We start from the raw sequence: 22,361 nt of genomic DNA, 5'->3' as shown, positions 1-22,361 counted from the left end.
CCTCCGGAAGGCGGCGGCCGTGTCCGCCGCGGCCATGGCGGCCCTCCTGTCGGCCGCCCCCGCCGTGAGTGCGCAGACCGTCGACGTCGACTACCGGTGCAAGACGCCGATCGGTGACAAGAGCGCGGTCTCTCCCATCGACATCAAGGCGGTGAAGAGCGGATCCGCCCACCGGCTCACCATGTCCTTCCGGAAGGGTGTGTCCTCGAGTCCGGTCGAACTCGGGCCGGGGGCGATGAAGCCCAGCGCCCTGATCAAAGTGGCGGGGGCGGGCTCGGGGACGGTCGCCGTCTCGGGCCCCGCCAATTCCCGGGCCATCCCGGCCAACACGCCCATCAAGATCAATGACCTGTCGGGAACCTACACACCGCGGGTGTCGGGCCGGGTGACCTTCACCGCCGGAACCCTCACCATCAAGGCCCTCGGCACCACCACCACCTGCACCCCGGGCAACAACCCCAAGCCGTCGCTCACCCTCGAGGTGAAGGGCGCCTCATCGGCAGGCACTTCCAGCGGCTCGTCGTCGGGCGCCTCCTCGGGCTCCTCGGTGGGCTCCTCGGCGGGGGGTTCGACGGGGGGCTCCGGTCTGCCGCGGACCGGGCCCGCCGACAGCGCGGTGGCCCTGGGGACGTTCGGCGGGACGGTCCTGCTCGCCGGTGCCGCGGGCGGTCTGTGGCTGACGCTCAAGGGCCGACGTCGCACCTGAAAGGCGGAGGAGAAGCGCTCCGCAGGATCTGACGATCCGTCAAATTCGGTCCTCGATCGGCATTGACTTCTCTTGATCACACAGCGTCAATGGCCCCACTGGCGCGCAGAGCGGAAACGGCCCGACAGGGACGATCGGGACGGCGCGCCGCGTCACGCCCAAGGGGGCACTCACATGATCGCTGAAGCGCGAAGACGCAGCACGAGCGGACTCGGACGCAGACTCACGGCCGTGGCGGGGGTGACCTCGCTCGCGCTCGGTGGCGCGATGGTACTGGCGACGCCCGCCCAGGCGGCGCCGGTCGACTTCGCCACCCACTGCGTGCCACCGCCCATCTCGGGGCTGCCGCCCATCGACGGCACGACCAACGCCCGGATCACCGTCGACAACGCCGCCCCCAAGGTCGGCGACACCGTCAAGGTGACCTACACGGTGACCAAGGCGGCGGCCGCCAACCCCACCGACATCGCCCTGCCCGCCGACGTGGTCACGCCCACCGGCAAGGTCACGCTCGGCGGAGCGCAGACGGGCACGGTGACCGTCGCCGGACCCAAGAGCAACCCGCCGATCCCGGGCAAGGCCCCGTTCCCCGCGTTCAGCATGACCGGCAGCTTCAAGGTGGGCAGTGCCGGGGCCATCACCCTCTCCCCGGGGGACTACAACATCCACACCAGCTACATCGTCGAACTGGACACCCCCTGCACGGTGATCAGCCCGCCCGCGCCGGTCTCCGAGACCGTCAACGCCTCGGACGGAACCCCGGTCAACCAGCGCAGCATCCTCCTCGGCGCGACCGAGGGCGCCCCGGGTGCCCATGTGACCGTCACGGGCGCCAAGTTCACCCCGGGCTCGACCATCACCGTGGCCGGCAGGGCGGGTTCGGCCGAGACCGCCGACAAGGCGACGGTGACGGCGGACGCGCTGGGTGCCTTCGCGGCGAGCCTCAAGGTCAGCGACAAGGCCACCACCGGCATCGTCGCCTACGAGGGCGCGAGCTACGACTCCGCGAAAGCCGCGGGGCCGGCGCCCTATTCGGTCGAGGACGACACCCCCGTTCCTCCCGGCAGCCAGAAGCTGACCGCCTCGGTCAAGAGCGGGACGCTGTCGATGACCCAGGCCGGGGACACCGTCACGATGACCCCGGTGAACTTCGGAGAGGGCGGCTCCTCCACCGGAGCGCTGAGAACGGTGACCGTCAAGGACTTCCGCGGTGGCGCGACCGGGTGGTCGCTTACCGGCAAGGCCACCGACTTCAAGGGCCCGGGCGCGGCGGTGATCGGAGCCGACAAGCTCAGCTGGAAGCCCAAGTGCACGACCAAGGCGGGAAGCCCGAGCACCTGCGCCGCCGGTTCGCCCGGGCCGGTGGGGACGGCGGGCGCCACATTGGCCGGGGCGCCCAACGCCGCCCTGACCGGTGGTGAGTTCACGGCCGACGCGGATCTGTCGCTCGACATACCCGCGTTCTCGGCGTCGGGCAGCTACTCGGGAGTCTTGACCCTGACCCTGACCTGACGCACAGTCAGATAATGGTGGTGGACCGGCCGTCCGGGCCGGTCCACCACGGCGAGCGAGGGAGCCGCGATGGACCGGCGCAGGACGTGGACGGTACCGCTGGCCCTCCTGGCGCTGGTCGCCGCGGCCCTCGGCATCCTGGTGGGAGCGGGTGGTCCGGCCAGGGCCGCGGACAACGGGCGCTGGTCGGTCTTTCCCGCCCCCGCCGGCCACGGAAAGGCCTCGGACCGCCAGTACTTCTACCTCGAGGGCGACCCGGGGACGGTCCTGAAGGACAAGGTCTCCGTCTCCAACCTCTCCTCCGAGCCCATGACCTTCCGGATCTACGGCGCCGACGCCTACAACACCCCGCGCGACGGCGGGTTCGCGGTTCGCGGTGAACAGGAGCGGCAGACCGGCGTCGGCGCCTGGGTCGCACCGGCCAAGGACCGGCTGACCGTGCCGCCCCGCACCCGCGCCGACATCCCGTTCACCGTGACCGTCCCGCGCGACGCCACCCCCGGCGACCACCCGGGCGCCCTCGTCGCCCTCGACACCGAGGTGGACAAGGCCAAGGGGTCCGTGGCGATCGGCGTCCGCCGGGCCGTGGGAGCGCGGATCCACCTTCGCGTCGGCGGTCCCGCCCTGCCCGCGCTCGCGGTCGAGGACGTCGGCGTCGGCCACGGCCGGCCGCTCCTCCCCGGGACCGGCGAGAGCACCGCTACCCTCCGCTACACCCTGGTCAACCGGGGCAATGTCTCGCTGCGGCCGCATGTCACCCTCCGCGCGCAGGGGCTGTTCGGCCGCACCCTGCTGCAACGGACCGCTTCCCGCGTCCCGTTCGAGCTGCTGCCGGGTCAGAAGGTCCGCCTCACCGAGAGGTGGGCGGGCGCGCCCCGCCTGGACCATGTGAACGTCCGTGTGACCGCCACCGCGGACCGCGGCCGACTGCGATCCGGCGCGAGCGCCTCGTTCCTCGCCGTCCCCTGGCTCGCCGTCGGCCTCCTGCTCGCCGGACTGGCGGGCGCGGGCGCCTGGTTGGTGCTGCGCCACCGGGCGCGGCACACCGCCGCCGGTGAGGAAGAGGCCGCGGACACGGCGGGCGAACGGGACCGGGGAGAAGAAGGCGAGGGGGAAGCGGGAGCGGTCGAGGCGGCGAGCGGGAGTGGAACGGCGTGAGGCACCGTGTCCACCCCCGCACCGCGAGGGGCGTCGCCCGGATCCTGCCGGCCCTCCTGCTGTGCGCGGCCGCGGTGCCCGCGCTGCCCGGTGAGCCGCCCGCGTACGCCGCCTCCCGTCCCACCGCCGATGTCACTCCCCGGGAGGGCGGCGCGGGCGGGCGCGTCACCGTGACCGGGCGCGGCTGGAAGCCGCATGCCCTCCTCACCCTCCTGGTCTGCGGGCAGAACGCCATCGGGGGCACCGGTTCCTGCGCCAACTCCACGGGCAAGGCCGCGACCACGGACGCCCGCGGCCGGCTGTCGGTGCGGCTCCCGGTCGCCGAGCCCCCCAAGCCCTGCCCCTGCGTGGTGCACATCGCGACCGTGACCGGCGCGGAACCCGCCGTCGTCGACGTCCCGTTCACCGTCGCGGGCCACCCCGTCGCACCGCTGCCCGAGCGCGGCGGCACCTCGGCCCGCCTGGCCGCGCTCGGGGTGCGGCTGGAGGGCTCCAACGGCTTCCTCAACTGGTTCGGCGCCCCTGCGCACCGCACGCTCGTCGTCACCGTGGGCAATATGGGCTCCGCACCCGCCCGCAACCCGGCCTTTCGGGTGGGTACGGCGCACTCGGTGTACGCGCCGCGGTGGGAGGAGGTGCGCTGGGAGGGCACCATCGCCTCCGGCGGCAGACAGGACATCCGATTCCCCGTCGAGCTGGCGATGGGCGCGCACGGCGACTACAAGGTCTCCCTCGAGTACGGCGGCAGGCTGCTGGCGGAGAAGACCTGGACGGCGCCGCGGCCCTGGGGGGCGACGCTGTTCTGGGTGCTGCTGTTCACCGTCGTTCCCGCCGGGATCTTCCGCATCGGGCTCGAGGTCGTGAACCGCTTCAACACTCACGGGAACGCCAACGGCAAGGGCAGGCGCACCGGCCGCGGCAAGGGCAACGACAGGCCCCACAGCCGCGGCAACGGCAACGGCAAGGGCGACCGCAACGGAACCGGTCCCGCCGCGACGACCGAGGGCGAGGCCGCCGCCCTCCCGTGGTTCGCGCCGGACACGTTGCCCGCCACCTCCAACCGCAGGAAGGGAAGCACGTGAGAACGCAACTCAGGCGACCCCCCAGGAGCCGGACCGCGATCGCGGTGGGCGCCGTGCTCATGGCCGGCGGTGGCTCGCTGCTGCCGACCGCGGCCCCGGCGGGCGCCGCCGAGGTCTCCTTCGCCACCGAATGCATACCGCCGCCCATCTCCGGTCTGCCACCGGTCGAGGGCGCGACGAAGGCCGACATCCGGGCCCCGGCCACGGCGAAGGTGGGCGACGAGATCACGGTGGTGTGGAAGACGGTCCAGGCGGCGTCGAAGAACCCGGATGTGCTGGATCTGAAGGCGGACACGGTCAAACCGACGGGCAGGATCACCGTCGGGGGAGCGCAGTCCGGCACCCTCGCCGTCGAGGGCGAGCGCAAGAACCCGCCGATCCCGAAGAACTCCGACATGAAGCTGTCCGACATGAAGGCCACGCTCAAACTCACCAAGGCGGGGGAGGTCACCCTCACCCCGGGGGGCTACAACATCAACGTCAGCCAACCCATCTCCACCGACACCAAGTGCACGCCGACGGAACATGTGACGGTGGGCGCCACCGTCGAGGTGACGGACGGCGGCGGGACCACCACGTCCGGAGGCACGACCGCCTCCGGCGGAACGACGAGTGGCGGAACGACGAGCGGCGGAACGGCCTCCGGAGGGACGGTCGGCGGTGGGACCACGTCCGGGGGCACGTCGGGGGGCACGTCGGGGGGCACGTCGGGGGGCACGGCCTCCGGCGGAACGAGCTCCGGGACCACGGCCTCCGGAGGGACGGCGGGCGGCTCCACGGGCTCCACCGGGGGCTCCACCGGTGGCAGCGGTGACCCCGACGGCACCGAGTACAAGGGCAAGGAGGTCTCCGTCGACTACGCCTGCAAGACTCCGATCGGGGACAAGAAGGCCACGTCCGGCGTCACCGTGAACGCCGTGTCGAACAAGGGGAACTACGACCTCACCGTCCACTTCGGCAAGAGCGTCATGGACAGCCCGGCCGACATCCCCGCCAACTCCGTCAAGCCCGGCATGCGAGTGAAGGTCGGCGGAGCCGAGACAGGGGAGGTCGGTGTCGAGGGCCCGCTGAACCCCGGGCCCATCAAGGCCGGTGACCCCATCGAGATCCCCGACCTCAAGGGCCTCTACAAGCCGGGCAGGACCGGCAAGGTCACCCTGACGCCCGGCGTGCTCACCGTGAAGGCGCTCGGGACCACGACCACCTGCACCCCCGAGAAGGACCCCGGTGCCTCCCTCCGGCTCGAGGTCAAGGGCCAGTCGGGCGGTGTCGCGGGCGGGACCTCCAGCGGGACGTCCTCGGGCGGCACGACCTCCTCGGGCGGCGTCTCCACTTCCGGCGCCTCCACCTCCGGCACCTCTGCCTCGGGTGCCTCCACCTCCGGTGGCCTGCCGAACACGGGAGCGGGCAACATCGGCTCGGTGCGGGCCCTCGGCCTGATGGCGGGCACTCTCCTCCTCGTGGGCGGAGCCGTGTTCGCCTTCACCCCGTGGCGCCGCCTGCGCCGCTGACAGCCGCAGCCGGCACACAGGCACAGCCGCAGCCACGGGCACCGCACCTGCGGCAACGCCCGCGGGCCCCGGCTCACCAGGAGCCGGGACCCGCGGGCGCATGGCGCGGGAACTACTTCACATCGCCCATCAAGGCGCGGATCCGCTTGTGCGCCACCATGAAGGCCAGACCGCCCAGGACGGCCAGGACGGCCCACAGGGTGTAGTACCCGGCGTCGCCCAGCGGTTCGTTGAGCTTGGTCGCCCAGCCGTTGATCGCGTTGCCGGTCGCGGTGGCCAGGAACCACAGGCCCATGATCTGGCTGGCGAACTGCGCCGGGGCCAGCTTCGTGGACAGCGACAGGCCGACCGGGGACAGGCACATCTCCCCGATGGTCTGGACGAGGTAGACGGCGAGCAGCCAGAAGACGGTGACCTTGCCGGTGCCGCTGTTCGCGGCGGCGGCGCCGGCCAGGGCCATGACGCCGAACGAGCCACCGATGAGAAGCATCGCCAGGGCGAACTTCGTCACCGTGCTGGGCTCGCGCTGCCGCTTGGCGAGCGCCACCCAGACGGTCGCGAAGAGCGGGGCGAGCGCGATGACGTAGACCGGGTTGACCGACTGCAGCCAACTCGCCGGGAACTCCCAGCCGCCGATGTCCCGGTCGGTCTTGTCCTCGGAGAAGATGTTCAGCAGCGAGCCGGACTGGTCGTAGATCATCCAGAACAGCACCGAGGTGACGAAGAACCAGACGAAGGCCTTGACCTTCGAGCGGTCCGCGCCGGTCAGCGAGGGGCTGCGGAACATCACCGCGAAGTAGACGATCGGCACGACGATGCCGAGGACGGCCATGACGTTGACGACGTGCTCGATGTCGTAGGTGCCCGTCACCAGGTCGAGGGCCAGGGCGACGGCGGCGACCCCGAGCCACATGCCCGCCTTGCGCAGGACCCCGCGGCGCTCGGCCGGGGAGGCCGGGGTCGGCGCGGTGGCGCCGACCTCGCCGAGGTGACGTCCGCCGAGTGCGTACTGGATGACGGCCAGCGCCATGCCGACACCGGCGATACCGAAGCCGAGGTGCCAGTTGACCTTCTCGCCGACGGTGCCGACGACCAGCGGGGCCGCGAAGGCGCCGATGTTGATCGCCATGTAGAAGAGGGTGAAGCCGGCGTCGCGCCGGGCGCTGTCGCTGTCCTTGTACAGCCCGCCGACCATCGTGGAGATGTTCGGCTTCAGCAGGCCGGTACCGATCGCGATCATCAGCAGGCCGACGTAGAACGTGGCCTCGGCCGGGACGGCGAGGACGAAGTGGCCCGCGGCGATGACGACACCGCCGACGAGGACCGCCCTGCGCGCGCCCCAGAGCCGGTCGGCGACCCAGCCTCCGGGCATGGCGAGCATGTAGACCAGCGCGTTGTAGACGCCGTACAGGGCGACCGCGGTGGACTCCTTCATACCGATGCCGCCGTCGGCGACGGCGGCGGTCAGGTACAGCACGAGGATGCCGCGCATCCCGTACCAGCTGAACCGCTCCCACATCTCGGTCATGAAGAGGGTGGCCAGGCCGCGGGGGTGGCCGAAGAAGGTCTTGCCGCCGGCAGGGGTCGCCTGTGCGGTGCCCTTCGTCAGGCTTGACGCCATGGTCGTTCCTCGCTTGTCCGGGCGCGATCGGTACGCGCTTGTCGTCCAGGACCGGCGCACGGGTGGACAGGTCGTCGACCGACCGGGCCCGGCAGCGCCGACCTTGCGCCACAACGGGCCCCTTGGCGCCTTTTGGGTTGGCCGAAGGACCCGAAGCGGTAGAAGGTATTCCGGTTGACCTTACGTCGCCCGTGTCCCGGCCAAGGACGTATCCGGCGAATGTGACGACGGCCATAGCGGCTCGGCGCGGGCGCGGTCACCGGCTCTCGCCTGATGTCGATCGTCAGCGGACTATCCTCGGGACATGACCCGAGTACTGCTCGCCGAGGATGACGCGTCCATCTCGGAACCGCTCGCGCGCGCCCTGCGCCGCGAAGGATACGAGGTCGAGGTGCGTGAGGACGGCCCCGCGGCTCTGGACTGCGGCCTGCAGGGCGGCGTCGACCTCCTGGTCCTCGATCTCGGACTTCCGGGCATGGACGGCCTCGAGGTCTGCCGCAGGCTCCGCTCCGAGGGACAGGCCTTCCCCGTCCTGGTGCTGACTGCCCGTGCGGACGAGGTGGACACCGTCGTCGGTCTCGACGCCGGCGCCGACGACTACGTCACCAAGCCCTTCCGGCTCGCCGAACTTCTCGCGCGCGTGCGCGCCCTGCTGCGGCGGGGCACCACCGCCGACGCGGCGCAGCCGCCGTCCACGCACGGGGTGCGGATCGACGTGGAGTCCCACCGAGCCTGGATCGGCGAGGAGGAGCTCCAGCTGACCGCGAAGGAGTTCGACCTGCTGCGGGTACTGGTCCGCGACGCCGGGCGGGTCGTCACCCGGGACCAGTTGATGCGCGAGGTCTGGGACACCACCTGGTGGTCGTCCACCAAGACCCTGGACATGCACATCTCCTGGCTGCGCAAGAAGCTCGGCGACGACGCCGCCAACCCCCGCTACATCTCCACCGTGCGCGGAGTCGGCTTCCGGTTCGAGAAGAGCTGACCTCTTTCCATGCGCCGCCGCATGATCAACTCCACGCTCGCCGTGGTCCTCGTCGTCATCTCCGTCTTCGGCCTCTCGCTGGTCCTGGTGGAGACCAGGACGATCGAGAACAGCGCCCAGGAGAGCGTCGACTCCGAGGCGGTCCGGCTCATCAGCGTGGTGGAGAACCGCCTGGTCGCCGGGGAACCGGTGGCGGCCAAGGCGCTGCGGCGGCAGATCGGCGCCCACCGCTACGCCAGGATCGAGGTGCGCGGGCAGGCCCCGATCGAGCTGGGCGCCAAGCCGTCGGGCAAGGCCATCCGGTCGGTGCAGACGGGCGCCAATGGTGAGAAGGTCACCGTCGAGGAGTCCCACTCCTCCGTGGGCCAGGAGATCGGCCGCACCCTGCTGGTGATCCTCGCCGTGGCGCTCCTGGCCGTCCTGGCCGCCGTCGTCCTCGCCATCCGGCAGGCGGGCAGGCTCACCGCGCCCCTGACCGACCTCGCGGAGACCGCCGAGAGACTCGGCTCGGGCGACCCGCGCCCGCGCCACCGCCGCTACGGCGTGCCCGAGCTGGACCGGGTCGCCGATGTGCTGGACAGCAGCGCCGAGCGGATCGCCAGGATGCTGACCGCCGAGCGGCGCCTGGCCGCGGACGCCTCCCACCAGCTGCGCACCCCGCTGACCGCGCTGTCGATGCGGCTGGAGGAGATCATCGCCACCGACGAGACCGAGACGGTCAAGGAGGAGGCGGCGATCGCGCTGGGGCAGGTCGAGCGGCTGACCGACGTCGTCCAGCGCCTGCTGACGAACTCGCGCGACCCCAAGACGGGCTCCGCCGTCGCCTTCGACCTCGACGAGGTGGTCAAACAGCAGATCGAGGAGTGGCGTCCCGCCTATCGGGGCGAGGGCCGGGCCGTCTCGCGCTCGGGCGCACCGGGGCTGCGGGCGGTCGGTACGCCGGGGGCGGTGGCTCAGGTGCTGGCCACCTTGATCGAGAACTCCCTGATGCACGGCGACGGCAATGTGAACCTGCACACGCGGGTCACCGGCAACCAGGTCGTCGTCGAGGTCACCGACCAGGGCGCGGGCGTTCCCCCGGACCTGGGCTCGAGGGTCTTCGAGCGGACGGTGAGCGGCCGCAATTCCACGGGGCTGGGCCTGGCGGTCGCCCGGGACCTCGCGGAGGCGGACGGCGGCCGTCTCGAACTCCTCCAGCAGCGCCCGCCGGTCTTCGCGCTCTTTCTGGGCCGGGAAGTGGAAGAAGGATGAACGCGAGCCGTCCGGCGAGAAGCGGCCACGGGAGAAGAACAAGCGGACGCGCGAGAAGAACCCGCCCGGGACCGGCTCCGCAATAGGCCGCTATTCAGGGGCGCCGGCCGACGTACGGCCTCTTCCCCCCGTTTTCGGTCAGCATCCGCTCGGCCTCGTCCACGGCGTCGCGTGCGGGCAGTGCCCGGAAAACCCAGGTGCGGTACGACCAGAAACGGAAGAGGGTGCCGAGCCCGAGTCCGACGACGTTTTTCGCCACATTGTCCGCAAGGGTGGACGTGAAGCCGAAACCGTAGTGCGACAGCGCCAGGATGCCGTTCTCGATCACCAGCCCGATGCCGCTGAACAGCAGGAACAGGGTGATTTCCCGGGTCCGGCGGTTCTTGTCGCAATTGCGGTAGGTCCAGTACCGGTTGCCCACGTAGTTGGTGGCGATGGCCACGATCGTGGCGATGACTCCCGAGCGGACCGTCTGCAGCTTCAGCGAATGCAGGCAGAGGTTGAACACCACGATATTGACCACGACGCCGAATGCCCCGACGGCCCCGAACTTCATCAGTTCGGCGGCGATCAGCCTCAGCTTGAGGTACAGCCTGCGCAATGCACTCATCGCGATCGTGGAGCCCCGTCTTTCGGCAGTCATCAGAACCTCATGCTAGTGGGCGACCGGTATGGCCGCCGCGCCAAGGACGGTCAATCGGGGGAAAGCGCAGCTCAGGGCAGCGGCGTACGGGGCACGGCCGGGCGGGCCCCGTCCGGTCCGCGGCCGATACCCTGGGGGCGTGACATTCCCCGTAGTCGGCATGGTCGGTGGCGGCCAGCTCGCCCGCATGACCCATGAGGCGGGCATCCCGCTCGGCATCAAGTTCAAGCTGCTCAGTGACACTCCCCAGGACTCGGCAGCGCAGACAGTCAATGACGTGGTGGTCGGCGACTACCGCGACCTGGAGACCCTTCGGCGGTTCGCCGAGGGGTGCGACGTGATCACGTTCGACCACGAGCACGTGCCCACCGAGCACCTGCGGGCGCTGGAGGCGGACGGGGTCGTGGTCCGCCCCGGTCCCGACGCGCTGATCCACGCCCACGACAAGGGGGTGATGCGGGCCAGGCTCACCGCCATCGGGGTGCCGTGCCCGCGCCACCGGATCGTGGAGGACCCGGCGGACGTGGCGGCCTTCGCCGCCGAGACCGCCGAGACCGCCGAGACCGCCGGGTCGGGCGGGTCGGGCGGGGCCGGGCAAGAGGCAGCCGAGGGCGGGAAGGCCGGCTGGCCCGTGGTCCTCAAGACCGTGCGCGGCGGCTACGACGGCAAGGGCGTGTGGGTCGTCCGCGACGAGACCGAGGCCGCCGAGCCGTTCCACGCCGGGGTCCCCGTGCTCGCCGAGGAGAAGGTCGCCTTCACCCGCGAGCTCGCCGCCAACGTCGTCCGCTCCCCCCACGGCCAGGCAGTCGCCTATCCGGTCGTGGAGTCCATCCAGGTCTCCGGGGTGTGCAACGAGGTGATCGCCCCCGCCCCCGGCCTGTCCGAGGCCCTGTCCGGCGAGGCCCAGCGGATCGCGCTGACCATCGCCAAGGAGCTCGGCGTCGTCGGCCACCTCGCCGTGGAGCTGTTCGAGACCGCCGACGGCCGGATCCTCGTCAATGAGCTGGCCATGCGCCCGCACAACAGCGGCCACTGGACCCAGGACGGCGCGGTCACCTCGCAGTTCGCCAACCACCTGCGGGCCGTCCTCGACCTCCCGCTCGGCGATCCGCGGCCCCGGGTGCGCTGGACCGTGATGGCCAACGTCCTCGGCGGCGACTACCCCGACATGTACTACGGCTATCTGCACTGCATGGCCCGCGACCCCGCCCTGAAGATCCATATGTACGGCAAGGACGTGAAGCCCGGTCGCAAGGTCGGCCATGTCAACACCTACGGCGACGACCTCGACGAGGTGCGGGCCCGCGCCCGGCACGCCGCCGACTACCTGCGAGGAACGATCACAGAATGAGCAACGGCCCCCTCGTCGGAATCGTCATGGGATCCGACTCCGACTGGCCCGTCATGGAGGCCGCCGCCCAGGCGCTCGACGAGTTCGAGGTGCCCTACGAGGTCGACGTCGTCTCCGCCCACCGGATGCCCCGGGAGATGGTCGCCTACGGCGAGAACGCCGCCGGCCGCGGCCTGAAGGCCATCGTCGCCGGAGCCGGGGGCGCCGCCCACCTGCCCGGCATGCTCGCCTCCGTGACCCCGCTGCCCGTCATCGGTGTCCCCGTGCCGCTGAAGTACCTCGACGGCATGGACTCGCTGCTGTCCATCGTGCAGATGCCCGCGGGTGTGCCCGTCGCCACCGTCTCCGTGGCGGGCGCCCGCAATGCCGGACTCCTGGCCGTACGCATGCTCGCGGCCCACGACGGGGAGTTGATGGACAGGATGCGCCAGTTCCAGGAGGAGCTGAACGCACAGGCGGCCGAGAAGGGCCGTCGGCTGCGGAACAAGGTGGGGGGCACCGCCACCTTCGGCTTCAGAGAGCAGGACCGATGACGGAGACGGATCACACCGGCGAGGCGGGCAGCCTCGCTCTGGCGCACGCGGTACTCGAGGAGTTCCCCGTCGTCGACGGGCACAACGACCTGCCGTGGGCGCTGCGCAGGACCGTCCGCTACGACCTCGACCGCGTGGACCTGGCCGGGGGCGAGCGCCGGTTCCACACCGACATCCCGCGGCTGCGGGCGGGTGGGGTCGGTGCGCAGTTCTGGTCCGTCTACGTCTCCACCGCCCTCCGGGGCGACCACGCCGTCAGCGCCACGCTCGAGCAGATCGACGTCGTCCACCGCATGGTGGAGGCCCACCCGGACGAGCTCCGGCTCGCCCTGACCGCCGACGAGATGGAGACCGCCCGCCGCTACGGGCGGATCGCCTCGCTGATGGGCGCCGAGGGCGGCCACTCCATCGACTGCTCGCTCGCCACGCTGCGCGCCCTGCACACCCTCGGCGTGCGGTACATGACGCTCACGCACAACGACAACGTGCCGTGGGCGGACTCGGCGACCGACGCGCCCGAGGCGGGTGGCCTGACCGCCTTCGGCGAGGAGGTCGTCCGGGAGATGAACCGCGTCGGCATGCTCGTGGACCTCTCCCATGTCTCCGCCGACACCATGCGGGACGCCCTGCGGGTCGGCGAGGCCCCCGTGGTCTTCTCGCACTCCTCGGCCCGGGCGGTCTGCGACCACCCCCGCAATGTCCCGGACGACGTCCTGGAGCTGCTGCCGGACAACGGCGGCGTGTGCATGGTGACCTTCGTCCCGAAGTTCGTCTCGCAGGCCGTCGCCGACTGGACCACGGAGGCCGCGGCCGCCCTGCGCGAGCAGGGCGTCGACCTCCAGGACCGGGCCGCGGCCCTGCCCGCCGTGGAGAAGTACTCCCTGGACCACCCCCGGCCCGTGGCCGGCCTCGCGGACGTCGTCGCGCACCTCGAGCACGTGCGCGAGGTAGCCGGGATCGACCACATCGGCCTCGGCGGCGACTACGACGGCGTCGACAGGCAGCCGGAGGGACTGGAGGACGTCAGCGGCTACCCGCGGCTGCTGGCCGAACTCGTGGACCGGGGCTGGTCCCGCGAGGACCTTTCCAAGATCACCTGGCGCAACGCCGTACGGGTCCTGCGCGGCGCCGAGCAGACCGCCCGCGAGCTGCGCCGCCGCCGCGGCCCCTCCACCGCCACCCTCGACCAGCTCGACGGCGGCACGGCGGGGTAGCCCCGGCGCGGGTCCGGCTCCGCCGAAGGCTAGCTCACGCAGAGGCAGAACGGGTGCCCGGCCGGGTCCTCGTAGACACGGAACGTCTTCGAGGACTTGTCGTCGAGGAGCTCGGCGCCGAGGCCGAGCACATGGGCCTGGGCCGCCTCGAGGTCGTCCACCTGGAGGTCGAGGTGGAACTGCTGCGGGCGCTCCGGGTCGGGCCACTTGGCGCGCTGGAGTTCGGGCGCCTTCTGGAAGGCGAGTACGGTCCCTCCTTGTGCGGACAGGGTCACCCAGCTGTCGTCGTCGTCCTCCCAGGAGACCTTCCCACCGATGATCCCCGCGTAGAACTCGGCCAGCTCCTTGGGCTCCGGACAGTCCAGGACCACGCACTCCAGCGTCGCGATCATGTGACGGGCTCCTTCCTGGTGCTCGCGTGCTTGTCTTCCGTGCTTGTTTCCGTGCGTGTCTTTGCGTGTCTTTGCGTGTCTTCCGTGCCGCGTGGGGACGATCGAACGCCTTCGCTGATCCCCACGTGCTCAACGTAGCGCCCGGCTCCGACAACGGGCCCGCGTCACGGCGTCGGCCCCCGGCCGGGGCGGCCCCGCGCCGCAACGGCATCAGTCGAAGAAGGCGGGGATGTCGATCGCCGGGCAGCGGTCCATGACCATCCGCAGTCCGGCGGCCGCGGTGCGCTCGTAGGCGTCCTCGTCGACGACCCCGAGCTGGAACCACACGGCCTTGGCCCCGGCCGCGACCGCTTCGTCGGCCACGGCTCCCGCCAAGCTGGAATTGACGAAGACGTCCACCACGTCCACCTGGAACGGGATGTCGGCGAGCGAGGCGTATCCCTGCTCGCCATGGACCGTCGGCGCGCCGGGGTGCACCGGCACGATCCGCTTGCCGAACCTCTGCAGTACGCGGGCGACCCCGTACGCCGCCCGCGAGGTGTTGGTGGAGAGCCCGACCACGGCCCAGGTGTCACCGGAGTCGGCGAGGATCGCACGTGCGGTCGCCGCGTCCGCGAAGTCTGCGTAGGAAGCCATGTGCCCCAAGGGTAGAGCGGGCGACAGGCGTTCGACGGCTCAGGTGTCCGAGGGCGGGCGTGCGACCCCCGGCGTTCGACGGCTCAGGCGTTGGGGCGGCCCAGGGCCCGGTAGGTCCAGCCCGCCGCGCGCCACAGCTCCGGGTCCAGGGCGTTGCGCCCGTCCAGGATCCGCCTGTCGGCGACGAGCTCGCCGAACGCCGCCGGGTCCAGCTCCCGGAACTCGCGCCACTCCGTCAGGTGCAGCACGACATGGGCGCCCTCGGCCGCCTCCTGCGGCGACTCGGCATAGCTCAGGGCCGGGTACATCTTGCGGGCGTTGTCCAGCGCCTTGGGATCGTAGACGGTCACCTGGCCGCCCTGGAGCTGGATCTGCCCGGCGACGTTGAGCGCGGGCGAGTCGCGGATGTCGTCGGAGTCGGGCTTGAACGCCGCACCCAGCACCGCGACCCTGCGGCCGAGGAAGCCTCCGCCGCACTGCTCGCGGGCCAGGTCGACCATCTTGGAGCGCCGCCGCATATTGATCGCGTCGACCTCGCGCAGGAACGTCAGCGCCTGGTCGGCACCCAGCTCCCCGGCCCGCGCCATGAACGCCCGGATGTCCTTGGGCAGGCAGCCGCCGCCGAAGCCGAGCCCGGCGCCGAGGAACTTCCGCCCGATCCGCTCGTCGTGGCCCAGCGACTCGCTCAGCCTGACCACGTCCGCCCCGACCGCCTCGCACACCTCCGCCATGGCGTTGATGAAGGAGATCTTGGTGGACAGGAAGGCGTTGGCGCTGACCTTGACCAGCTCGGCGGTGGCGAAGTCGCAGACCACGACGGGCGTCCCGGCCTCGATGATGGGGGCGTAGACCTCGCGCAGCCTCGCCTCGGCGCTGCCCGACTCCACGCCGAAGACCAGCCGGTCCGGGTGCAGGGTGTCCTTCACGGCGAAGCCCTCGCGCAGGAACTCCGGGTTCCAGGCGAGCTCCGCGTCCGCGTCGGCCGGGGCCAGCTCCTCCAGGCGCTCCGCGAGCCGGCCTGCCGAGCCCACGGGCACGGTGGACTTGCCGACGACCAGCGCGGGGCCGTGCAGGTGGGGGGCGAGGGACTCCACGGCGGAGTCCACGTACCGCATGTCGGCGGCGAACTCGCCCTTCTTCTGCGGGGTGCCGACGCATACGAAGTGCACATCGCCGAAGGCGCCCACCTCGGCGAAGTCGGTGGTGAAGCGCAGCCGTCCGGAGCCGATGTGCTTGGCCAGCAGCTCCTCGAGACCCGGCTCGTAGAACGGCACGCGCCCCGCCGACAGGGCGGCGACCTTCTCCACGTCCACATCCAGGCCCAGGACCTCGTACCCCAGTTCGGCCATGCCGACCGCGTGGGTCGCACCGAGATATCCGGTGCCGATCACCGTGACCCTGAGCGTCATGGGGCCGTCCTTTGCTGATGAGTGCTGAATGGGCTTTTGGCGGCGGGGGTCCTCGCCCGCCCGAGCATAGCCCCGACCTCTTCTGTGAAAGTTCTGTGTAAGGAGGCGCGTGCAAAGGCACAATGCGCGCGTGGAAGAGCACGAAGAGCGCACAGCGATCGACGACAAGCCCGAAGCGCCCCCCGGGGACGAATCGGCGACGCCCGATGAGGCCCTCGACGAGGCCCCCGACGAGGCCCCCGGGGACGGCGGGGGGCAGGCCCCCGGGAAGGGCGGCGCACAGCCACCACCCGCGCGCACCCGGCGCCGGCGAATACGCGGCAGGAACGTCCTGGTCTTCGCCCTGGCCCTCCTGCTGGTGGGCGGGCTCGGCATCGCCGGAGCCCTCTGGGCGGCCGTCGAGCACTACACGGGCTCCGTGCACCGCATCCCCAATGTGTTCCCCTCGGTCCCGGCGAAGGACCAGCCCCAGCAGATCAAGGGCAAGGGGACCAACTTCCTGCTGGTCGGTCTGGACTCGCGCTCCGACCTGCCCACCACGGGCAAGGACGCCAAGGCCCCGCAGTGGAGGCCGGGCGCCCAGCGCAGCGACACGATGATGCTGCTCCACATCCCCGCCAACCACCGCAACGCCTATGTCGTCTCGCTGCCCCGCGACAGCTGGGTGAAGATCCCCGACCACGGCAAGGCCAAGCTCAACGCGGCCTTCTCCTGGGGCGGGCCGCCGCTGCTGATCGACACCGTGCAGCGCCTGACCGACATCCGGGTCGACCACCTGATGGTGATCGACTGGAGCGGGTTCAGGAAGCTCACCGACGCGGTCGGCGGTGTCGACATCGTGGTCGACAAGGACATCCCGACCCGGCCCGGCGAGCGCGGCTGGACCTCGGGGAAGCACCACATGTACGGCGAGGAGGCGCTGGTGTACGTCCGCGAGCGGCACGGCCTGCCCAACGGGGACCTCGACCGCACCAAGCGCCAGCAGAACTTCCTGCGCTCGCTCCTGCGCAAGACCCTCGACGCGGGCACGCTGTCGAACCCGCTGAAGCTGCGCAAGCTGCTCGACCAGGTCACCGACGTGGTCAGTGTCGACGACCGGCTCTCGAACGGTGCCCTGCGCGACCTGGTGTGGAGCATGCGCAACGTCCGCCCGGGGAACATGGTCTTCATGAACGCACCGGTCGGCGGCTTCGACCAGATCAAGGGCCAGTCGGTGGTGCTGCTGGACGACAACGACGCGGGTCTGCTCTGGGACGCGATCCGCACCGACACCATGGCCGACTACACGGCGAACCGGTCCGTGGACCAACTCACCGAGAACGTGCCCTAGCCGCTGCCTTGGCCGGGCGCGCGAGCCGGGCTCGATCCCTGTCGCGTAAGTCACGTGGTCGAGCGGTGATGTTCGGGCCTACGATTGTACTTACTTAACGGTAACTAACTCTGGTAGAGGTGAGGGCACCTTGGCGGCGCAAGGAAACGCAGACTTCGACCTGTTCCGGACCTCCGAGGAGCACGACATGCTCCGCGAGTCGGTCCGCGGGCTGGCCGAGGCGAAGATCGCGCCGTTCGCGGCCGAGGTCGACGAGCAGGGACGCTTCCCCCAGGAGGCCCTCGACGCGCTGGTCGCCGCCGACCTGCACGCGGTGCACGTCCCGGAGGCTTACGGGGGCGCGGGCGCCGATGCCCTGGCCACCGTGATCGTGATCGAGGAGGTGGCGCGGGTCTGCGCCTCGTCCTCCCTGATCCCGGCGGTGAACAAGCTCGGCTCGCTCCCCGTCGTCCTGTCCGGTTCGGAGGAGCTCAAGGCGAAGTACCTCGGCCCACTGGCCAAGGGCGACGCGATGTTCTCCTACTGCCTTTCGGAGCCGGAGGCGGGCTCGGACGCCGCGGGCATGAAGACCAAGGCCGTCCGTGACGGCGACACCTACGTGCTCAACGGTGTGAAGCGCTGGATCACCAACGCGGGCGTCAGCGAGTTCTACACGGTCATGGCCGTCACCGACCCGGAGAAGCGCTCCAAGGGCATCAGCGCGTTCGTCGTGGAGAAGGGCGACGAGGGTGTCTCCTTCGGCGCCCCGGAGAAGAAGCTCGGCATCAAGGGCTCGCCGACCCGCGAGGTCTACCTCGACAATGTGCGCGTCCCCGCCGACCGCATGATCGGCGAGGAGGGCACGGGCTTCGCCACGGCGATGAAGACCCTGGACCACACCCGCATCACCATCGCGGCCCAGGCGCTCGGCATCGCGCAGGGCGCACTGGACTACGCCAAGAACTACGTGCACGAGCGCAGGCAGTTCGGCAAGGCCATCGCCGACTTCCAGGGCGTCCAGTTCATGCTCGCCGACATGGCCATGAAGCTCGAGGCCGCCCGGCAGCTGACCTACGCCGCCGCCGCCAAGTCCGAGCGCGTGGACGGCGACCTGACGTTCTTCGGCGCGGCCGCCAAGTGCTTCGCCTCCGACGTCGCCATGGAGGTCACCACGGACGCCGTCCAACTCCTCGGCGGCTACGGCTACACCCGTGACTACCCGGTCGAGCGCATGATGCGCGACGCCAAGATCACCCAGATTTATGAAGGCACGAATCAGGTCCAGCGCATCGTCATGGCCCGCAACCTGCCCCGGTAGCCGACCGGTTCACACTCACGCGACGAGGCCGCCCCCTGCGCAGGGGGCGGCCTCGTCGCGTCCGGGCGGTACCGCGGCGTCGGTGCTTCCCGCACCGACCGGCCGACGGGCGGACCGGCCGGTCAGCGGTTGCCGGTCACCGTGACCTTCTCGTCGTCCTTCAGCTCCTTCACCAGCTGCTTGACCTTCGTCATGTCCCACGCCAGCGAGCCCTGGGGGGCGGTGCCGGCGATGGGCATGTTCATGGACTTGCCGTCGCCGCTCGTGATGCCCTTCATCGCCCAGAACATCTCGGCGAGGTCCCACAGGCTCATGTCCTTGTCGACGATGAGCGTGTCCAGGCCCGCGCCCATGGTCGGGTACAGCTTGAAGGGGTTCAGGACCGTGCTCGGAGTGGCGGTCTGCGAGGCCAGCGCGGCCAGGAACTTCTGCTGGTTCTTGGTCCGGTCCAGGTCGCTGCCCGCGAACGCGTAGCGGGTGCGGACGAACGCCAGGGCCTGTTCGCCGTTGAGGGTCTGCTTGCCCGCCTTGAAGTCGGCGCCGGAGTTCTTGTCCTTGAAGCCCTTGGGGATGTCCATCTCGACACCGCCGACGGAGTCCACGATCTTGGCGAACCCGGCGAAGCCGATCTCCGCGTAGTGGTCGATCTTCAGGCCCGTGTTGTACTCCACGGTGCGGACCAGCAGCTGGGCGCCGTCCTTGGCGTAGGCCGCGTTCAGCTTGCTCCCGCCGGACGCCGGGAACATCCTGCCCGACTCCGACCCCCGGAACGTCGGGATGGTGACCCAGGAGTCACGCGGCAGCGAGATCATCGTGTTCCCGTTGTCGCCGACGTGAAGGATCATCATCGAGTCGGTGCGCTTGCCCTCCGCCGACCCGGTGTGCAGCTTCTTCTTCTCCTCGGCGGACATGCCCTCACGGCTGTCCGAGCCGACTATGAGGTAGTTGGTCCCCTTGCCCGACTCGGGCCGCTCGATGACCTTGGACAGGTCCACGGCCCGGTTGAGCTTGGAGTCCGCCCAGAAGTACGTGATGACCGATGTGACGAGCAACGCACCGATCAGGATGATCGCGGTCCAGGTGATCCGGCGGCGCCAGTTGGGGCGCGGGCCGGAGCCGGCGGGGCGCGGCGCCGTCGGCGGGAGCGGCGGGGACTGCGGTCCGCCGCGGTCCGGGCCGGTCTGCGTCGGGATGCCCCGGCCGCCCTGCGCCACCCTGCGCGGGGACAGCTCGGGCGGCAGCGGAGGCTCGCCGGGGCCGGGGTAGGGCCGCGCTTGCGGCGGCACGCCCCCCGGACGCTGCACATGCCCCATCACCCGCGTCGGCTCGGCTTCGCCTCCGCGCCCGTCTCTGTCGGACCACCTGTCCGGCCACTCGTTCATGCATGGCAGTGTGCACGCCCGAACGAGTGAAAATCTAAGCCAGGAGGTTTTTCGTAGCAGAGCTGATGCAGGTGTGCCGGGTATGTGACAGACGTTACGGACAGACGCCGCAGACCGGTGTTCGAGTGGCCCCGCCTAGAGTGGGCGCATGATCGAGCAGCCCACCGCCCTGCCCGGGAAGCCCACCTCCGCCTCCCGCACCACGCTCTCCCACATCATGAGCGCGCACGACACCAACCTGCTGGGGACCGTCCACGGAGGCGTCGTGATGAAGCTCGTGGACGACGCGGCGGGAGCGGTCGCGGGCCGGCACTCCGGGGGCCCGGCGGTGACCGCGTCGATGGACGAGATGGCCTTCCTCGAGCCCGTCCGTGTGGGCGACCTGCTCCATGTGAAGGCCCAGGTGAACTGGACCGGCCGCAGTTCCATGGAGGTCGGTGTGCGGGTCATCGCCGAGCGGTGGAACGAGTCCGTCCCGGCCACCCAGGTCGCCGGCGCCTATCTGGTGTTCGTGGCCGTGGACGCCGAGGGCAAGCCCCGTCCGGTGCCGCCGGTCGTGCCGGAGACGGACCGGGACAAGCGGCGCTGGCAGGAGGCCCAGATCCGCCGTACGCACCGCCTCGCCCGCCGCAAGGAGATCCTGGAGCTGCGGGCCCGCCGGTCCGCCGAGGGCCTGGACGACTAGCGCCACGCACGCCACGCAGCCACGCAGCCACGCACGCCGCGCGCGCCCGGGCGCCGGGCGCCGGTGCATGCCCGCCCGCACGGGCCTACGGGCACACCACCTGGTCGCCCGTGACCGCGTCGTCCGGGTTCTCGCTCACGCCCCTGGTCTCGGCCCGCACCCTCGTGACCCGATCGAACGCGGAGCCGATGAACACCTGCATGAGCGGCCCGTGCCCGGCCACCGGGTTGAGCCGAGCCCCCGGCAGGGCGGTGGCCAGTGTCCGCGCCGAGCGGTCCCAGCGCGGGTCGTACGTGATGACCGTCCGTGTGACTCCCGGCCCCGCGACGGCCTCCGGGTCGCCCGTCGTGGCGAAGCCCGTCGCGCTGAGCTGCCGCTCGGCCCGCACACCCTCGCCGGGGACTCCGGAGGCGTTGTAGACCCGCACGAGGATGCCCCGCGGGTCGATGGGGACGCTCTTGGCGCGGCTGCGGTGGTGGTGCCGGGCCAGCGGCCGGTCGCCGCGGACCTTGGCGAACAGCGCCTCGGCCCTCACCCGGTCCCACAGGACGGACGAGCCCCAGGCCGGGTCCCCCCGGTAGTCCGCGTCGGCCACGGGGACCTGGGTGAACTCCGACCCGGACGGCGCGAAGCGCCGCATCGCGGTACCGAGCGTGACCAGGTCGGTGCTGCTGAGCTCCCGGTCGGCGCGGACCGAGGAGAGCACGGCGTCCACGACCCGGGTCAGGCGCGCCGGGTTCATCAGCACGCCCGTGCTGTGCAGCCGTCCGATGACCTGCGCGAGGAAGTGCTGCTGGCGCCGGATGCGGCCGAAGTCCGAACTGCCGCCGATGTGGCGGGCCCGCACGTAGCGCAGCGACCCCGCGCCGTCGAGGACGGTGGTGCCGCTCGGCAGGTCGAGGCCGGAGTAGTCGTCCCTGAGCGGGGTCATCGTGCACACCTCCACCCCTCCGAGGGCGTCCACGGTGTTGACGAACGTGCGGAAGTTCACCTCGAGGTAGTGGTCGATGTGGATCCCGGTGGCCTTCTCCACGGTCCGCACCGTCAGCGACGGGCCACCGTGGGCGTAGGCGGCATTGATCTTGCCCGGGTGGTGGACACCCTTGGCGCCACCGGGCTCGTCGTGGTCGGGGAACTCCACATAGCTGTCGCGCGGCAGGCTCACCACGCTGAGCCGCCGCCGGTCGCCGGAGACGTGCAGCACCATCAGCGAGTCGGTGCAGTTGCACGCCGTGCCCCCCGCGTGCAGATGCCGTAGCTCCCCGCGGCTGAGGCCGTCGCGCCCGTCCACGCCGACGAGCAGGAAGTTGAGCCCCTTGTCCTTCTCCTTCACCGGGCGCTCGTGCTCCTTGATGCCCTGGAACGCGTCGACCCTGTCGATCCCCTGGTTGACGTGGTCCACGACGGCCCAGCCGAAGCCGCTGGTGGCGAGCACGGCGCAGGAGACCACGCCGACGAGCCTCATCCCCCAGCGGTGGAAGCGCGGGCGGGGGCCGGGCGTCTCGTCGGGGCTCATGCGTCCAGTGTCGATTGGGGCCCGCGGCCGATTCGCGGTTCCACGCCGAGCGGCCGGGCAGGGCCACTCTGACGGTGGAAACGGCGGGGAGGCGATGGCCCGAGGGGCCAGGCGAACCCGCGGGGGCGCGCCGCCGCCGGGCCACGG

At 71.1% G+C, this 22,361-nt stretch carries 20 protein-coding genes; 13 read left to right on the top strand and 7 right to left on the bottom strand.

Annotated elements, in window-relative coordinates; translation table 11 throughout:
• The first annotated feature begins 34 nt into the window (after positions 1-34).
• The 5 genes from IEY86_RS14105 (at position 35) to IEY86_RS14085 (ending at position 5,969) form a co-directional block, all read left to right on the top strand.
• Positions 35-706: a peptidase gene (locus IEY86_RS14105; protein WP_229698433.1), complete on the top strand. Its 672-nt coding sequence runs from the start codon at positions 35-37 to the stop codon at positions 704-706.
• Positions 707-880: 174 nt separating this feature from the next.
• Positions 881-2,218, top strand: a complete 1,338-nt coding sequence (locus IEY86_RS14100) for a WxL domain-containing protein (protein ID WP_373287022.1) — start codon at positions 881-883, stop codon at positions 2,216-2,218.
• Between the two features lie 69 nt (positions 2,219-2,287).
• The gene (locus IEY86_RS14095) at positions 2,288-3,376 is read left to right on the top strand and encodes a COG1470 family protein (protein WP_189132004.1); all 1,089 of its coding nucleotides are present in this window, start codon (positions 2,288-2,290) and stop codon (positions 3,374-3,376) included.
• Complete coding sequence (locus tag IEY86_RS14090; protein WP_189132003.1) at positions 3,373-4,458, top strand: hypothetical protein; 1,086 nt, start codon at positions 3,373-3,375, stop codon at positions 4,456-4,458. Before IEY86_RS14095 ends, IEY86_RS14090 begins: the two co-directional genes overlap by 4 nt.
• 59 nt (positions 4,459-4,517) lie before the next feature.
• Complete coding sequence (locus tag IEY86_RS14085) at positions 4,518-5,969, top strand: hypothetical protein (RefSeq protein WP_189132143.1); 1,452 nt, start codon at positions 4,518-4,520, stop codon at positions 5,967-5,969.
• A gap of 112 nt (positions 5,970-6,081) precedes the next feature.
• On the opposite strand, the gene IEY86_RS14080 is transcribed toward IEY86_RS14085, so the two are convergent.
• Complete coding sequence (locus IEY86_RS14080) at positions 6,082-7,590, bottom strand: peptide MFS transporter (RefSeq protein WP_189132002.1); 1,509 nt, start codon at positions 7,588-7,590, stop codon at positions 6,082-6,084.
• Between the two features lie 304 nt (positions 7,591-7,894).
• Here IEY86_RS14080 and IEY86_RS14075 point away from each other — a divergent pair, with 304 nt between their 5' ends.
• Both IEY86_RS14075 and IEY86_RS14070 read left to right on the top strand, forming a co-directional pair.
• On the top strand, positions 7,895-8,575 hold the full coding sequence (locus tag IEY86_RS14075) for a response regulator transcription factor (RefSeq protein WP_189132001.1): 681 nt from the start codon (positions 7,895-7,897) through the stop codon (positions 8,573-8,575).
• A 9-nt stretch (positions 8,576-8,584) separates the two neighbouring features.
• Complete coding sequence (locus IEY86_RS14070) at positions 8,585-9,826, top strand: sensor histidine kinase (protein ID WP_189132000.1); 1,242 nt, start codon at positions 8,585-8,587, stop codon at positions 9,824-9,826.
• Between the two features lie 94 nt (positions 9,827-9,920).
• On the opposite strand, the gene IEY86_RS14065 is transcribed toward IEY86_RS14070, so the two are convergent.
• Positions 9,921-10,436: a GtrA family protein gene (locus tag IEY86_RS14065; protein WP_189132142.1), complete on the bottom strand. Its 516-nt coding sequence runs from the start codon at positions 10,434-10,436 to the stop codon at positions 9,921-9,923.
• A gap of 172 nt (positions 10,437-10,608) precedes the next feature.
• Here IEY86_RS14065 and IEY86_RS14060 point away from each other — a divergent pair, with 172 nt between their 5' ends.
• The 3 genes from IEY86_RS14060 to IEY86_RS14050 are packed head-to-tail and all read left to right on the top strand — an operon-like array spanning position 10,609 to position 13,567.
• Positions 10,609-11,820 (top strand): 5-(carboxyamino)imidazole ribonucleotide synthase, encoded by a 1,212-nt coding sequence (locus IEY86_RS14060; protein WP_373287021.1) that lies wholly within the window; start codon positions 10,609-10,611, stop codon positions 11,818-11,820.
• On the top strand, positions 11,817-12,353 hold the full coding sequence (gene purE / locus IEY86_RS14055) for a 5-(carboxyamino)imidazole ribonucleotide mutase (protein WP_189131998.1): 537 nt from the start codon (positions 11,817-11,819) through the stop codon (positions 12,351-12,353). Before IEY86_RS14060 ends, purE begins: the two co-directional genes overlap by 4 nt.
• Positions 12,350-13,567, top strand: a complete 1,218-nt coding sequence (locus tag IEY86_RS14050; protein WP_189131997.1) for a dipeptidase — start codon at positions 12,350-12,352, stop codon at positions 13,565-13,567. Before purE ends, IEY86_RS14050 begins: the two co-directional genes overlap by 4 nt.
• A gap of 29 nt (positions 13,568-13,596) precedes the next feature.
• Here the strand turns inward: IEY86_RS14050 and IEY86_RS14045 are convergent, their stop codons facing one another.
• From IEY86_RS14045 to IEY86_RS14035, 3 genes are all read right to left on the bottom strand, one after another.
• Positions 13,597-13,959 carry a VOC family protein gene (locus IEY86_RS14045; protein WP_189131996.1) on the bottom strand — a complete coding sequence of 121 codons (363 nt, stop codon included), beginning with the start codon at positions 13,957-13,959 and terminating at the stop codon, positions 13,597-13,599.
• A gap of 210 nt (positions 13,960-14,169) precedes the next feature.
• Positions 14,170-14,595 carry a CoA-binding protein gene (locus tag IEY86_RS14040; protein WP_189131995.1) on the bottom strand — a complete coding sequence of 142 codons (426 nt, stop codon included), beginning with the start codon at positions 14,593-14,595 and terminating at the stop codon, positions 14,170-14,172.
• A gap of 83 nt (positions 14,596-14,678) precedes the next feature.
• Positions 14,679-16,004: a UDP-glucose dehydrogenase family protein gene (locus IEY86_RS14035; RefSeq protein ID WP_189131994.1), complete on the bottom strand. Its 1,326-nt coding sequence runs from the start codon at positions 16,002-16,004 to the stop codon at positions 14,679-14,681.
• Between the two features lie 130 nt (positions 16,005-16,134).
• On the opposite strand from IEY86_RS14035, the gene IEY86_RS14030 reads away from it, so the two are divergent.
• The gene (locus IEY86_RS14030; protein WP_229698412.1) at positions 16,135-17,334 is read left to right on the top strand and encodes an LCP family protein; all 1,200 of its coding nucleotides are present in this window, start codon (positions 16,135-16,137) and stop codon (positions 17,332-17,334) included.
• A 130-nt stretch (positions 17,335-17,464) separates the two neighbouring features.
• A complete protein-coding gene (locus IEY86_RS14025) occupies positions 17,465-18,631 on the top strand; it encodes an acyl-CoA dehydrogenase family protein (RefSeq protein WP_265804460.1) in 1,167 nt (388 codons plus the stop codon).
• A 122-nt stretch (positions 18,632-18,753) separates the two neighbouring features.
• Here the strand turns inward: IEY86_RS14025 and IEY86_RS14020 are convergent, their stop codons facing one another.
• Positions 18,754-20,013, bottom strand: coding sequence for an LCP family protein (locus IEY86_RS14020; protein ID WP_189131993.1), 1,260 nt, complete (start codon positions 20,011-20,013; stop codon positions 18,754-18,756).
• A 148-nt stretch (positions 20,014-20,161) separates the two neighbouring features.
• Here IEY86_RS14020 and IEY86_RS14015 point away from each other — a divergent pair, with 148 nt between their 5' ends.
• Positions 20,162-20,698 (top strand): acyl-CoA thioesterase, encoded by a 537-nt coding sequence (locus tag IEY86_RS14015; RefSeq protein WP_189131992.1) that lies wholly within the window; start codon positions 20,162-20,164, stop codon positions 20,696-20,698.
• A gap of 85 nt (positions 20,699-20,783) precedes the next feature.
• Here IEY86_RS14015 and IEY86_RS14010 read toward each other — a convergent pair whose 3' ends face one another.
• The gene (locus tag IEY86_RS14010) at positions 20,784-22,214 is read right to left on the bottom strand and encodes an LCP family protein (RefSeq protein WP_189131991.1); all 1,431 of its coding nucleotides are present in this window, start codon (positions 22,212-22,214) and stop codon (positions 20,784-20,786) included.
• Positions 22,215-22,361 lie beyond the last annotated feature (147 nt).

The organism is Wenjunlia tyrosinilytica, assembly GCF_014646055.1.
In the GTDB taxonomy this organism is placed as follows: domain Bacteria; phylum Actinomycetota; class Actinomycetes; order Streptomycetales; family Streptomycetaceae; genus Wenjunlia; species Wenjunlia tyrosinilytica.
Note: the sequence above shows the minus strand (reverse complement) of the source record. Positions and strands in the feature narration are given on the sequence as shown.